The sequence below is a fragment of the Flagellimonas sp. L-11 genome (genome assembly GCF_056857735.1).
On sequence record NZ_JBSXNR010000061.1, the window covers coordinates 50835 to 64653 of the forward strand.

Annotated in this window: 13 protein-coding genes; 6 read left to right on the forward strand and 7 right to left on the reverse strand. The window is 41.4% G+C overall.

Annotated features, from left to right (window positions below; all coding sequences use genetic code 11):
* Positions 1 to 23 precede the first annotated feature (23 nt).
* Positions 24 to 581, forward strand: coding sequence for a C40 family peptidase (locus AC13CC_RS10530; protein WP_482876738.1), 558 nt, complete (start codon positions 24 to 26; stop codon positions 579 to 581).
* A 55-nt stretch (positions 582 to 636) separates the two neighbouring features.
* Here AC13CC_RS10530 and AC13CC_RS10535 read toward each other — a convergent pair whose 3' ends face one another.
* Positions 637 to 912 carry a transposase gene (locus tag AC13CC_RS10535; protein ID WP_482876739.1) on the reverse strand — a complete coding sequence of 92 codons (276 nt, stop codon included), beginning with the start codon at positions 910 to 912 and terminating at the stop codon, positions 637 to 639.
* A 50-nt stretch (positions 913 to 962) separates the two neighbouring features.
* Here AC13CC_RS10535 and AC13CC_RS10540 point away from each other — a divergent pair, with 50 nt between their 5' ends.
* Positions 963 to 1388 (forward strand): hypothetical protein, encoded by a 426-nt coding sequence (locus AC13CC_RS10540; protein ID WP_482876740.1) that lies wholly within the window; start codon positions 963 to 965, stop codon positions 1386 to 1388.
* Between the two features lie 15 nt (positions 1389 to 1403).
* On the opposite strand, the gene AC13CC_RS10545 is transcribed toward AC13CC_RS10540, so the two are convergent.
* Both AC13CC_RS10545 and AC13CC_RS10550 read right to left on the reverse strand, forming a co-directional pair.
* Entirely contained in the window at positions 1404 to 2939 is a 1536-nt protein-coding gene (locus tag AC13CC_RS10545; RefSeq protein ID WP_326277619.1) for a peptide MFS transporter, read from the reverse strand.
* 24 nt (positions 2940 to 2963) lie between these two features.
* The gene (locus AC13CC_RS10550; protein WP_482876741.1) at positions 2964 to 5123 is read right to left on the reverse strand and encodes a S9 family peptidase; all 2160 of its coding nucleotides are present in this window, start codon (positions 5121 to 5123) and stop codon (positions 2964 to 2966) included.
* A gap of 351 nt (positions 5124 to 5474) precedes the next feature.
* Here AC13CC_RS10550 and AC13CC_RS10555 point away from each other — a divergent pair, with 351 nt between their 5' ends.
* The 4 genes from AC13CC_RS10555 to AC13CC_RS10570 all read left to right on the forward strand — a co-directional run bounded on the left by AC13CC_RS10555 (position 5475) and on the right by AC13CC_RS10570 (position 9062).
* Complete coding sequence (locus tag AC13CC_RS10555) at positions 5475 to 6794, forward strand: hydroxymethylglutaryl-CoA reductase, degradative (protein WP_482876742.1); 1320 nt, start codon at positions 5475 to 5477, stop codon at positions 6792 to 6794.
* A complete protein-coding gene (locus AC13CC_RS10560) occupies positions 6791 to 7699 on the forward strand; it encodes a GYDIA family GHMP kinase (RefSeq protein ID WP_482876743.1) in 909 nt (302 codons plus the stop codon). Before AC13CC_RS10555 ends, AC13CC_RS10560 begins: the two co-directional genes overlap by 4 nt.
* A gap of 2 nt (positions 7700 to 7701) precedes the next feature.
* Positions 7702 to 8439 carry a subclass B1 metallo-beta-lactamase gene (bla, locus tag AC13CC_RS10565; protein WP_482876779.1) on the forward strand — a complete coding sequence of 246 codons (738 nt, stop codon included), beginning with the start codon at positions 7702 to 7704 and terminating at the stop codon, positions 8437 to 8439.
* 470 nt (positions 8440 to 8909) lie between these two features.
* A complete protein-coding gene (locus AC13CC_RS10570; RefSeq protein WP_482876744.1) occupies positions 8910 to 9062 on the forward strand; it encodes a hypothetical protein in 153 nt (50 codons plus the stop codon).
* A 180-nt stretch (positions 9063 to 9242) separates the two neighbouring features.
* Here AC13CC_RS10570 and AC13CC_RS10575 read toward each other — a convergent pair whose 3' ends face one another.
* The 4 genes from AC13CC_RS10575 to lptC all read right to left on the reverse strand — a co-directional run bounded on the left by AC13CC_RS10575 (position 9243) and on the right by lptC (position 13819).
* A complete protein-coding gene (locus AC13CC_RS10575) occupies positions 9243 to 11363 on the reverse strand; it encodes a peptidylprolyl isomerase (RefSeq protein ID WP_482876745.1) in 2121 nt (706 codons plus the stop codon).
* A gap of 359 nt (positions 11364 to 11722) precedes the next feature.
* Positions 11723 to 13012: a hemolysin family protein gene (locus AC13CC_RS10580; RefSeq protein WP_482876746.1), complete on the reverse strand. Its 1290-nt coding sequence runs from the start codon at positions 13010 to 13012 to the stop codon at positions 11723 to 11725.
* A 2-nt stretch (positions 13013 to 13014) separates the two neighbouring features.
* Positions 13015 to 13218, reverse strand: coding sequence for a hypothetical protein (locus AC13CC_RS10585; protein ID WP_482876747.1), 204 nt, complete (start codon positions 13216 to 13218; stop codon positions 13015 to 13017).
* A gap of 1 nt (position 13219) precedes the next feature.
* The gene (lptC, locus tag AC13CC_RS10590; RefSeq protein WP_482876748.1) at positions 13220 to 13819 is read right to left on the reverse strand and encodes an LPS export ABC transporter periplasmic protein LptC; all 600 of its coding nucleotides are present in this window, start codon (positions 13817 to 13819) and stop codon (positions 13220 to 13222) included.

Below are 13819 nucleotides of genomic sequence, written 5' to 3' on the forward strand. Positions count from 1 at the left end.
CAAGAATGTAAATCTATTCTTGGATGTTTCGAAAAACAATAATCTTACTGTTGCTTTTTGCCATTTCCGCTTGTGGTCCCGGTAAAAAACGACGCACCTACAGTGCGACCCGAACCGTTACGGTAGAGGGGTCCAATGAAGACACTTCCCCTGTTAAAGAACCTGAAAAGGAACGCAAAAAGGAGGGGCGTAAAAATGCTAAGGCCAATGAAATAATCTCCACCGCATTGACTTTTTCCGGAACCCGTTACAAATACGGGGGCACCACCAAAAGGGGCATGGATTGCTCTGGATTGGTCTATGTGTCCTTACGGGAAAATGACATTATGTTTCCACGAACTTCCTATCAAATGGCCATGGAAGGACAAAAAATAAAGGTGAACCACGTAGAAAAAGGGGATTTGCTCTTTTTTAAGACCAGCAAAACCGGAAGGCGCATCAATCATGTTGGCTTGGTAGTGGATGTGGATGGTAACGACATTAAATTTATACATGCCACAACCTCACGGGGCGTGCTGGTATCCTCGTTACGGGAGGGGTACTGGAACAGCGCTTTTGTAAAGGCCATGCGTATCCTGTAAAGTGCGCCAACTTAATTTTGTGTCCATAAAACTCACGTTGTGTGTATGGACTTACTCATGACGAGGCCTTCTTTAAAAAATCGTTCTCGACCTTGAGCTGCCCTATCGTTTTCAACAGCCGCTCCTCCTTTTCCTCGGCCTCGGTCTTGGCGTCCTTCGCCTTCTTGGAGAAGACCTCCTCCCCATTGTTCAAAAACTGTGACTTCCAGTTGGTGATCTGTGTGGGGTGGATATCGTACTTCCTCCCCAGTTCCTGGATCGTGGAACGCTCCGAAAGGGCCTCCAGGACCACTTTGAACTTGAACTTCGATGTGTGTTTTCTTCTGCTCATCTGACAGTGAATTTAAGGTTAAAAATCTAACTTAACTTACTGTCCTAATTTTGGGGGGAATTATACTATTGGCGCATCGGTCTCGGAATACGGTTTTGTTGCATCAATTGGGGGACTCCCGTTCCATCATTACATCTGACAGCTCCAACATTGGAAGCATAGCAAACAATTATTCCGTTGCGGAAGGTATTCAAAAAATAGATACATCAAAATTAAAAAACGGCTATCGCCTTGGTGATAAAAATTTATTAGTTGTGGAAAGTTTAGGTATTCTTCCTTTGGAAGGGAATCCGAATTATGTGCTGCTCACCCAATCCCCGAAAATCAATCTAGACCGGTTTCTGGATTCCATCCGACCCAAAACTATATTTACGGACGGGAGTAATTTCCCGAGCTTGATCAATAAATGGAAACTAAGCTGTGCACAAAAAAATCCCTTTCCACTATACTGGCGAAAAGGGATTTTATGTTTTTAAGTTTTAAATCTGTTTTTAATGTACTTTGCCCATCAACCTTTTGATCAATGGCGAAGCTAAAATCACTAAAACACCAGCTCCCAAAGCGTATTGGGCTATGAGCATAAAACCATCTGTGTATACATTAAGGGTTTCAAAGCCGCTTATATCGGCATCTGTACTTTCTATGGCCAATTGTTTACCGATAAAGCCAACTACCTGAAATGCAAATGCAGATGATAGAAACCACACTCCCATCATAAATGCTACGATGCGTTTAGGAGATAGGTCTGTGATTTTTGAAAGTCCAACCGGAGACATGAACAATTCCCCAACGGATAACAAGAAGTACATCAACAACAGGTACGTGAAGGGAACAAAACCGTTTTCGTTGGCACTTGCCCCACTTATGGCCAAGGCATAAAAACTGATTCCCGCAAATAAAAGCCCCATTCCAAACTTGTAAGGCGTTCTTGGGTTGAGTTTCTTTTTGGAGAGCCATTGCCACATTAAAGAAATTGGAATGGCCAGAATAATGATCCACATGGAGTTCAATGAATTGGTCTGGGAAGCGGACATGATTCCCTCCAAATCCACATTTCGGGCGGCAAAGAGTGTAATTACACTGCCCGAAAGCTCATGAAAGCCCCAAAAGATGGTCATAAAAAAGGTAATCAGTACGGCGACAAATAATTTTTTACGTTCATCAACAGTGGCTTTGTACATAATGTAACCCAAATAGACCAATATGGATAATCCTATCAATTTAAAAATTACATTGACTATGTTCTGGTCATCAAAAAAAGTTCCTTCTGCACCCAATGCTTTGTAAGCCGACAATAAATAGGCTATCACTGGAACCGAAGCGAAAGCCAAAACCGGCACCAATACCCCTTGTTTTAGACCGAAAATCTTTTTTTCAATGTTTCCATTTGCTGGTGGAAGTCCTTTATCTCCAAAAACCCCTTTTTTGATTCCACTCCAAAAAACAATCAGACCAGTAAGCATCCCAATTCCTGCAAGTCCAAAACCGTAGTGCCATCCATATTTTGCAGCCAAGAAACCGCAAAGTAATGGTGCTACCCAGCCCCCAATATTGATTCCCATATAAAAAATGGTAAACCCAGAATCCTTTTTGGGGTCTCCATCTTTATACAGCGAACCTACAAATGTTGATATGTTTGGTTTGAAGAATCCGTTACCGGCTATAATTAGCGAAAGTGCCAGAAAAAAAGTGATGTTGTTTTCGATGGCCAGCACAAAATGTCCCAAGGACATTAAGATACCTCCCAAAAAAATAGATTTTCGCATCCCTAGAATGCTATCGGAAATACGACCCCCGATTACTGTTGAAGCGTAAACCAAAGAACCGTATGATGAATACACTGCGGCTGTGGCGTAATCCCTTTCCATTAAAGCTGCGAAAATCACATCTACCATGTAAAGGGTGAGCAAAGCTCGCATTCCATAAAAACTGAAACGCTCCCATAACTCTGCAAAAAAGAGGTAGAACAAACCTCTTGGATGCCCAAATATTTGTTTTTCGCTTTCTGGTTTGGATACTTCTGTCATAACAGGTCTGTGTTGGTTAAAATTCTATAGATTTTCCTTAACGAAGTTGGTCATTTTGGTATACAGGTGCAATCGGGTATTGCCACCATAAATACCGTGGTTTTTATCAGGGTAAATGGCCCAATCGAACTGCTTGTTGGCCTGTACCAATGCCTCGATCATCCGCATGGTGTTCTGCACGTGCACATTGTCGTCTCCCGAGCCATGCACCAATAAATAGTTGCCTTTCAACAATTCTGGATAATTGAACGGTGAGTTATCATCATACCCCGTTGGGTTTTCTTGTGGTGTTTGCATATAACGCTCGGTGTAAATGGTGTCATAAAAACGCCATGAGGTTACGGGTGCCACAGCAATGGCCATTTCAAAAGTATCGTTACCTTTTAGCAAACAATTGGTGGACATAAAACCACCGTAGCTCCATCCCCATATTCCTGTTCTGGTTTCATCAATATAAGAGCGTTCGCTCAATTTTTGGGCTGCGGCAATCTGGTCCTCCACCTCATATTTACCCAACTCTTTTTGGGTCACTTTTTTAAAGTCGCGGCCTTTTAGCCCGGTTCCCCTGCCATCTACACAGGCCACGATATAGCCATGGGATGCTAAAAGTTGGTGCCAGTAATCGTTGCTTCCCATCCAAGAATTGGAAACTTGCTGTGACCCCGGACCACTATATTGGAACATGAACAACGGATATTTTTTGTTAGGGTCAAAATCCGTTGGTTTGATCATGTACATATTGAGGTCGAACCCGTTTATGTGTATAGTGGAAAACTCTTTGGGGGCAATCTCGTACCCTTCCAATTTGTTCAGCAAAGCTGAATTGTCCTTGATTTCCTTAAGCAGTTTACCATCGGATGCTTTATGCAAGGTAAATCTGTATGGTGTGGTCGCACTGGAATAGGTGTTGATGTAGTAGGTAAAGTCACTGCTGAAAGCCGCTGAGTTTGTCCCCTCTTCTGTGGAAAGTGCCTTTTTACGTTTCCCTTTGGCGGAAATGCTATACACTCCCCTGTTGATAGAACCGTTTTCTACGGACTGATAAAAAATACGGTCATGCTTTTCATCATAGCCATAGTAACGGGTCACTTCCCAAGGGCCTTCTGTTATTTGATTTTTCAACTTGCCATCCCTTCCGTATAGATAAAGGTGATTGAAACCATCCGCCTCGCTTGTCCAAATAAAACTATCATCATCCAAAAAGGTAAGGTCATCATCAATATCCACGTAGGCATCGTCCGTTTCTTTCAATAAAATGGATACTGAATTATCTTCTGCATTTACAGCATAGAGTTTCAAATCGTTCTGGTGCCTATTCAAGGTCTGAACACTCAAATGATTTGGATGGTGCATCCATTTGATTCTTGGAATGTAGTATGGATCATTCAAATCAACATCCGAAATATTGCCTGAAGCCACATCGTACATATGCAAAGTAACTATGGAGTTCTTCTCCCCTGCTTTGGGGTATTTAAATTCATGTTGATAGGGATATAGGTCTTTTCCATATACATCCATCGAAAAATGTGGCACTTCTGTTTCATCAAATCTAAGAAATGCGATTTTGGTTCCGTTGCTGTTCCATTCAAAGGCGCGAACAAAGGCGAATTCCTCTTCGTACACCCAATCCGTCACTCCGTTAATAATGGTACCCTTGCTGCCATCAGTGGTAACTTGTTTGATGGTTCCGGACTTCAAATCCAAAACATAAATGTTGTTATCCAGCACATAAGCCACTTTGCTGCCATCAGGAGAAAGTGTGGGTTCTTGTATTTTGGTCTCGGAGATTTTTGCCAATTCTTTTGATGCAATATCATATACGTAATAGATGCCTAAACGGGAGCGCCTAAAAATAGGTTCCACTTCTGTGGCCAAGAGCACTTTGGATTCATCATCGCTAAAGGTGTAGGATGAAAAATAAGGAATGGCATCGGAAGAAGCCACAATGGTCTCCACCTTTTGCAAAGTTTCGTAATCATATTTGTCCAAACTACTGGAACGCGGTGATCGTTCGGTGTTTAAAATGGTGTACTGTGTTCCATTGTCCATGGACCGAAGAACGTCCATGTGTTCCGTCCTGAATTCCCCTCCCCAAATCTCTTCAAGGGTTATCTTTTTCTTTTGTGCCGTGGTAAAAGTCAAAACTCCCAGAAGTAATAGGAATAGAAAAGACTGTTTGTTCATGAAGTGAAAAAATTGATTAAATATTCTCTTAAATGTCAAAAAAGCGTTTTTGTCATCATGAGCCTTTCATCTTTGCTCAAGACAAGCTTTGGTCGAAAGGTCAAATAAAAATGCCTCCACTACGCTCGACATGACATTATTTATTCAAAATGTACCGCTAGAAATGCTTTTTCCAATCGGCACATTTTGATTAAAAACCCCCAAGTTTACTAATATTTATCGGAAAAATAAATTTTGATGTTGCGTTTGCAACAAATTTTAACCTTTGGAACACCGCTTCGGTTTCAAAATAGATACAAGGCACGTCCAAAAGGTCAATATCCGTATATTTGAAAGCTTTAAGCCAGCTTTATGAACACGCCCGTTGAAGGATTTTCCAAACTATCCAAAGCCGAAAAGATTGATTGGATTGCCCACAATTGTACCAAAGACCCAGAAAATACGCGACAATTGTTGGAACAATATTGGAACAGTGACCCGAAAGTGCAGAAATTGCACGATGAATTTATAGAAAACACAATTTCCAATTACTATCTGCCTTTTGCCATTGCTCCCAATTTTTTGATCAATGGAGATTATTTGGCCATTCCCATGACCATTGAGGAAAGCTCTGTAGTTGCCGCAGCCAGTAAAGCCGCCAAGTTTTGGTTGGAACGCGGAGGTTTTAAAACGAAAATCCTTGGAACGGAAAAAGTGGGGCAAGTACACTTTATATATAAAGGTGACACCAAAAAACTATCCAAATTTTTCGATTGGGTAAAGCCCGAGCTTCTTAAAAGTGTTTCCTCCATCACCCAAAGTATGGAAAAACGCGGGGGAGGCATCAACAATATTGAGTTAAGGGATTTGAGCAATAAAATAGAAGGGTACCATCAGCTCCATTGCACGTTTGAGACTTTGGATGCCATGGGTGCCAACTTCATCAATTCGTGTTTGGAGCAATTTGCCAAAACCTTAAAGGAACAAGCCATTTCTTTTCAAGCTTTTACGGAGGAAGAAAAAAACATTGAGGTGGTGATGAGTATTTTATCCAACTACGTGCCCCATTGTCTGGTGAAGGCAGAAGTAAGTTGCCCTATTTCAGATTTGGGCAATAGCGATATGTCCGCTGAGCAGTTTGCTGAAAAATTTGTACGTGCGGTTAACATTGCCAAAGCTGAGCCGTACAGGGCCGTAACACACAATAAAGGCATTATGAACGGAATTGATGCCGTGGTCTTGGCCACCGGGAACGATTTTAGGGCAGTAGAGGCAGGCGTGCATGCTTACGCCGCAAAGGATGGGCAATATTCAAGCTTAACACATGCCAAAATTGAAGATGGTATTTTCAAGTTTTGGCTCGAGGTTCCTTTGGCTCTCGGGACAGTGGGTGGTCTGACTACTTTGCATCCTTTGGTGAAGCTTGCATTGGAAATTCTTCAAAATCCTACAGCAAAAGAATTGATGCAGATCGTGGCTGTAGCCGGATTGGCCCAAAATTTTGCCGCCGTCCGTAGTTTGGTTACTACGGGTATCCAAAAAGGGCACATGAAAATGCATTTGCTCAACATACTCAACCAAATGGGGGCCACCGAAAATGAAAAAAACCAACTTGTGAAATATTTCAAAAGTCGTACGGTGACGAATGCCTCGGTAAAGGAAGCCTTGGAAAAGATTAAAAAACAACCATGAAAAAATCATTTTACAGCAACGGTAAATTACTGCTCTCCGGAGAGTATGCCATCTTGGACGGTGCCTTGGGATTGGCCATTCCCACCAGCTATGGGCAATCACTCCATGTAACTCCAACAACATCTGGATTTTTAGAGTGGTCCAGTTTGGATGAAAACGATAAAATTTGGTTCACTGCAACGTTTGATCTTGCCCATTTAAACGTCGTTGCTACTTCGGACGAAGGGATGGCCAAAACATTGGCAACCCTTCTTTTGGAAGCCAATGCACAAAATCCATTGCTGTTAATCGATGGAGATGGCTTCCGGATAGAAACGCACCTTACCTTTCCAAAATCCTGGGGACTGGGCACATCCTCGACCCTTATTAACAACTTGGCACAATGGGCTCGGGTTGATGCGTATCAGCTCTTGTGGAATGCCTTTGGCGGAAGTGGCTACGATATTGCCTGTGCTCAGCACAATTCACCCATAACGTATCAGGTAAAAGATGGAGTGCCCCATATTGGGGCAATCAATTTTAATCCCTTTTTTAAGGATTCCCTTTACTTTGTGCACCTCAACCAAAAACAGAGCAGCAAAGCAGCTATTGCCAAGTACAAGGAGCAACAATTTGATAGGCCCCAACTCATAAAAAGTATTTCCGGCATTACCCAAAAAATGATAAATACACCCACTTTGGCAGGGTTCGAGACATTAATGGAGGAACATGAAACTTTGCTTTCCAAGGTTTTGAATATAGAACCCGTAAAGCAACGCCTTTTTCCAGACTATTTTGGAACGGTAAAAAGCCTTGGTGCCTGGGGCGGGGATTTTGTATTGGCCACTGGTGATGAAAAAACGATTTCCTATTTTAAACACAACGGGTACGAAACTGTAATCCCTTTTTCCAAAATGATGCTTTAACTATTTCCAATATGGAAAAAAACCTGTTTTCTTTACTAATCGCTCTTCTTGTTCTTTCATGCAAAACAACAGAAAAGCAAATGGCCTACAAAACGGATTCTTTAGAGATAGGGACACTTACTGAGCATACCTACCTGCACACCTCTTTTTTAGAAACCGAGAGTTTTGGCAGGGTAGCCTGCAATGGCATGATTGTGGTGAATAATGGGGAGGCCATTGTATTTGACACTCCCTCCAACAACATAGTTTCCAAGGAACTGATGGATTGGTTGGACACACAGAATGTTACTGTAAAAGCTGTTGTTGCCACGCATTTTCATGATGATTGTGTCGGGGGCTTGAAAACCTTTCATCAAAGAGGCGTTCCATCGTATGCCCACCAAGAAACCATAAGGCTCCTTGCTGGAAAAGAGACAGAAATTCCCCAAAACGGATTCACCGATTTTACTGAGTTACGAGTGGGAAACAAAAAAGTGATTCTTGAGTTTATGGGAGCGGGGCATACCAACGACAACATTATTGGATTCTTCCCCAGTGAAAAGATCATGTTCGGTGGCTGCCTGATCAAATCCATTGGTGCCGGAAAAGGCAATTTGGAAGATGCCAATGTTATGGAATGGCACAAAACAGTTTCCAAAATAAAGTCCAAATATCCCAATACCTCCATAATTGTTCCCGGTCATGGAAATTATGGGGATGGTGAGCTTCTAGATTATACAATTACACTATTTAAAGGTTGATTTTTGTTCCTGTATCAATTCAGCCCATCCATCCATTAATCGATTTGGGGCATCGGTCAGTTAACCTCTACGTCAAACCTCTCTTTTTTGCAACTTAAAGCCAGAAGACATAAATGATAGCTATGTCGTTCTGGGAAAACACACCATTGTTCTCCAAGGATAAAGTGAGCTTTTTAACAAAAAAACTCCTTTTCCTCTTTATGTTTCTGTTTTTATACACTGTTTTTTAACCATTTACAGTTGGACCACCTCAATTGATGATTTTAAGCTACTGAACATTTATGCACAGCTTGTCCCATTGCTGTTTTATGGAATCATTATTTACACTTTGATTAAAAACCAGAAAACTTTGAAGGGAATGTAAGACCAAAAACATCTATGGTGAAAAGGAAAAACAGGTCAATGAGTTTATTGTAATAGACAATGGAAATCAAGTAAAACCGTTTGAACGTATTAAAACCAATACCGACTTGCCGGAACTTACCGGTTATATCAGTGACGATTTTATTTTGAACAAAGAATCCGCCCCGTATTTTCAAGTACTTTTAGATTACATCTACCCTATTGCAGAATGGAAACCCGATAAAAGAGAATTCTTTTCAAAAATGGCAAATGGTATTTGATCCGTGATGCCTACTTCAGCACCAAACAAGGTTTTGAAATTACAGTTGATTCCAAAGGGAAAACCACCCATATCTGCTATAATATGAAATGGGATTAACCTGAAAGCAACTAATAATGTAATCAACAACAAAAAATGCCTCCCGTTCGGGAGGCATTTTATTATCTCATATAGCTAAATTCTAGTAGAACGTAGCTCTTTTATCTTCAATATCGGCTTTATCCTTCAAAGCGTTGTAAACCGCACCATTGACCCTTGCGGCTGCACTTGCCTGCAAATTTTGAGCATAGGTGCTATAGTTTTCTACATCTGGAGCTTTGGTTTTGTTGGTAACCTTGATCATATACACTCCTGTGTTTCCTTCAATTAAATCGGAAGTCTGGTCTTTATCCATGGCAAACGCTGTTCCGACCACTAAAGGCTCTCTACCAGCTCCAGGCAAGGTTGGTGACGACAATGTTACGGCAGAGGCAGTACTTTGACTTACATTGTTGTCCGAAGCAATGGCATCCATGGCTTTTCCTTTGTTTGCTGCTATGATTTGTTTTGCCTTTAGTTCTTTTCTAATAGCTGGCAATGCTGTTGCTGAAGCATCCTCGGGGGCCATAAGTCCTTTTTTGTACTTTTTGGTCAACTGTACCACGGCATAACCGTTGTTTACATTAAATCGTTTAATATCCCCTACACTGGTATCTTCGTTAAAAGCCCACTGTACAATGCTTCGTTGCGAACCAAGACCCGGAAGGTTCTCCTCCATCTCCTTGATTTTGTTTACGGGCCTAACTGTGTAGTTGCTTTCTTTAGCAATATCCCCGAAGTTTTCCGGTTCTGCCTCCATAACGGCCATTTCGTACTTGGTTGCATCGGTAAACAATTTGTTGATGGTCGTTTCCGATGGTTCAATTTCTCTTGCCAAGGTAGCTACCTGAATAACATCTTGTTTGTCGTCAACTTTAATAACGTGGTATCCAAATTGTGTTTCTACCAAACCTATGGTTCCGGTCGGATTTCCAAAACAAAAATCGTTGAACTCATCTGCCATTACTCCTTCTTGGAAATACCCAAGGTCTCCTCCGCGTGGCGCAGAAGGCCCGTCTGAGTTGTCTCTCGCCAAAGCAGTGAAGGTCACATCTTCTTTTCTGGCCTCGGCCAATAATCTTTTTGCTTCGGCCTCGGCCTCTTCTTTGGTTCTTGTAATAGATGGGTTGGCACGCTCGGCTCCTTCCCAAGTTATAAGGATATGACTTGCTTTTACGGTTCCATTTTCCTTTCGGTCCATTACTTTGGACACTTTATAAGAATCCCCATCCTTGTAAGGCCCGTATACTTCTCCAATGCTCATCGCCATCAAAGTATCAGCCACTACAGATGGAAGGTCCTTTTTAGCTTTGTAAATGGTATCGAATTTGGAATCGGAATATCTGTCCAGAAACGCGGCCATATCCTTGGTATTTCTAAAACCAAGTATGGTATCGTTGCTATCCGTTGCCTCTGAATATTCAACAGAATCATCCATCAAAGCGGTAATCTCTTCTTTTACACTGTTCTCATCTTCAGCAGAAGGCTTTTCCTCAAAATACACAAAACGGATATCGCGTGCCTTATCTTGCTCGAACATTGCCTTGTGGTCGTTGATGTACGCTTCTATATCACCTTTGGAAATTTCGACCGTACTATCAGCAATGGAAGTGTAAGGAATGCGAACGTATTGCAAATCCACCTTATCGTTGGCCATGTCGTAGTTCATCTTTCCTTCGGTAAGGGTAGCAGTAACCCCTCCTTTTACCAAGTTGAAGTACATACGCTCCTTGGCCGCTTGTATAATGGATGCCTCATCTTGCAACCAGGCATCGTAACGCAAAGGGTCGTTTGCTTTCCAATCGGCAATGGCACTTTTAAATACTTGTTCGTTAAATACTCCGTTCTCGTCCTGGAAATCTGGAATTTGGGCATAACCCGAAGTTCTCACAAACTCAATGATCTGGTCGCTTTCCACATCAATTCCCAATTCTTCGAACTGTTGGTTCAAAATGGCTTTTCTTACTTCTTGATCGTATACCATGTTCACCAACTGGGTTGAAGTAACACTGGGGCCATATCTTCTGGAAGCGGTTTCTACCTGAGCTCTAAACTCGTTGATGGGAATATTTTCTCCATTTACCTCTGCAACCGTGGAGCCTACTTTTCCGCCAGAAAAATTATCGCTGCTGAAAACTCCCGATATTACGAATGCGAACAACGCCAAACCAATGATTAGAATAAGAACTGTTGTCCGTTTTCTAATATTCTCTAATATTGCCATTTTACTGCTTGTTTTCTTTAAATCCCTCATTGAGGGCATTATTCCCCGACGTTCTACGTCGAAATGAATTATTTTTTTCGTCTGAATACCTCGTGGCCCTGCCCCGGGGTAGTTGATTTCAGTGGGCGAAAATACCACTTTCTTTTCAAATAGGAAAGCTAAAAAAGGGACGGAAATTATTAATCTTCAGCCTATAGTACAATTGGACACATATCGTCAATTCCTGTGGTTTTTCAGTGTGGAGTAGTGAAAATTGTATGTAGAATACGATTTTTCACCCTAAAAACACTTGTTTTGGCTATGCTTCGCACTCGTGCTGAAGTGTTATTGGAAAAAATGAAAACATCATGCAAAAGGGGTTAATCTTCAGTATGGACGCGTACACTTACCAAATCTATTTTGGTAGTGGATACCTCCAAAATTTTGAAGGTGAAGTTACCGACGGTCACTTCTGAATCCTGTTCGGGAATTTCACCCGTTTTATTTACGATCAATCCTCCCAAGGTTTCATATTCTTCTCCTTCGGGCAGCTCCAATTTATAGTTCTCGTTAATATAATCCACCTCCAAACGGGCCGAAAACTTATACTCGGTCCCACTTATTTGCTCTTCATAAAGATCGGTGGAATCGTGTTCGTCTTCAATCTCCCCAAAAAGTTCTTCGATAATGTCCTCGACCGTTAAAATACCCGATGTGCCCCCATATTCGTCCAAAACCACCGCCATACTTTTACGTTTTTTTGTAAGCACATTCAATATGTCTTGAATGAGCATGGTCTCGGGAACAAATTCAACGGGAAGCAATATACTTTTGATGGTCTTTGGCCTTTTGAACAGCTCGTAGGAGTGAACATAACCGATTATTTCGTCAATGCTGTCTTTATAGATCAGAATTTTTGAATAACCGGTTTCAGAGAATAGTTTGGCAAGGTTTTTTGGTGTCTCGCTAATTTCAACCGCGGTAATCTCGGTACGGGGCACCATTACTTCCCTCGCTTTTACGGTTGAAAACTCCAATGCATTCTGAAAAATCTGAATCTCGGAATCTACATCATCCTCTTCCTCAACGGTTTCCATTTGCTCGTTGATATAATCTCCCAATTCCAGTTTGGTAAAGGATAGTTGTACCTCATCTCCTTCGGTTTTGAAAAATACCCTCAAGATAAAATCGGACACTTTGATCACAAACCAAGATATGATGGAGAACAAGAGGTAAAAGAAATAGGCAGGAATTGCTAAAATCTTAATCAGTGCATTGGAATATATCTGAAAAAACACCTTGGGCAAAAACTCCGCTGTCACAAGAATCAACAAGGTTGAGATGACCGTTTGGGAAAGCAAACTAAAATCCGTCAACAAGGCATTTAGGAACTGATAATTTGTAGGCAACAAATTCTGGAACCATTCCATAAGCACATCTCCCATAAAAAGTCCGTATACAACCAGCGCAATGTTATTGCCTATGAGCATGGTGGCAATAAATTTTGAAGGTTTATCGGTGAGCAGGGTAAGCACCTTGGCCAAGAAACCTTCTTGTTTTTTTTCTATTTCAATATGAATTTTATTGGCTGAAACGAAGGCAATCTCCATTCCTGAGAAAAATGCCGAGAACAGCAGGGAAAGAACTATAATTATAAGGGAGGAATCCAATGTTATTGTTGATTATCCTTTTTTCGTTGTTCAAAGCGTTTCCGATACCTTCTTCTGAAAACGAACATGGCAATGGAAACCACTGCAAAGAAGATAAATATGTAGGTCTCCTTTGGGTTTATGCTCCAAAGTGTAACAATATTATAAATGGAAATGACCGCTACGGCCAAGTATAGATATTCTGTGTATCGTAAAATTTTGATCATCCTATTCTTCTTTAATCGTCATTAATCCGTAGGTCTTGTGCGCCTTGAAAAAAGTGAAATCCTTATTAAAATCCATTCCTTCGCCGTCCATTACGGTTCCGTCTTCAGGATTGGTGTATTTAAATGCGGCTTCGGTAAAAATCCAATTGTTCTTTCTGTCAAAGTACAACTGGTCTGTCTCCAGTTTTTTGCCATCGTGGCTCTCAATCACCACATTTCCTTGCAAATCTATCAAATTGGTCTGTGAATATACAATACCATAATCGGCCACAATAACACTTTTTTGGTTTTTTTCATCGTAAAAATCAACCTGAAGTCCTTTTGGGAAGGTACGGAATTTAAATCTTTGATTGTCAAAATCCTCGGACAATGGACTACTAAGCACGGCCACCACCCTCGAACTGGCAGAGTCTTGGGTACTCATGGTCTCAACCGTCTCCGTATAGGTCAAGGTGAAATTTTGTGCCACGCCTTGTGGAAACAAAGGTTTAACGGCTTCCTCACCCACCCTTTCGTAATCGTCACCACATGATATAAAAAGGATTGCCACGGTAAAAACCGTGGCAAAGCTCTTTAAAATATGTTGTAACTTCTGTTTCAC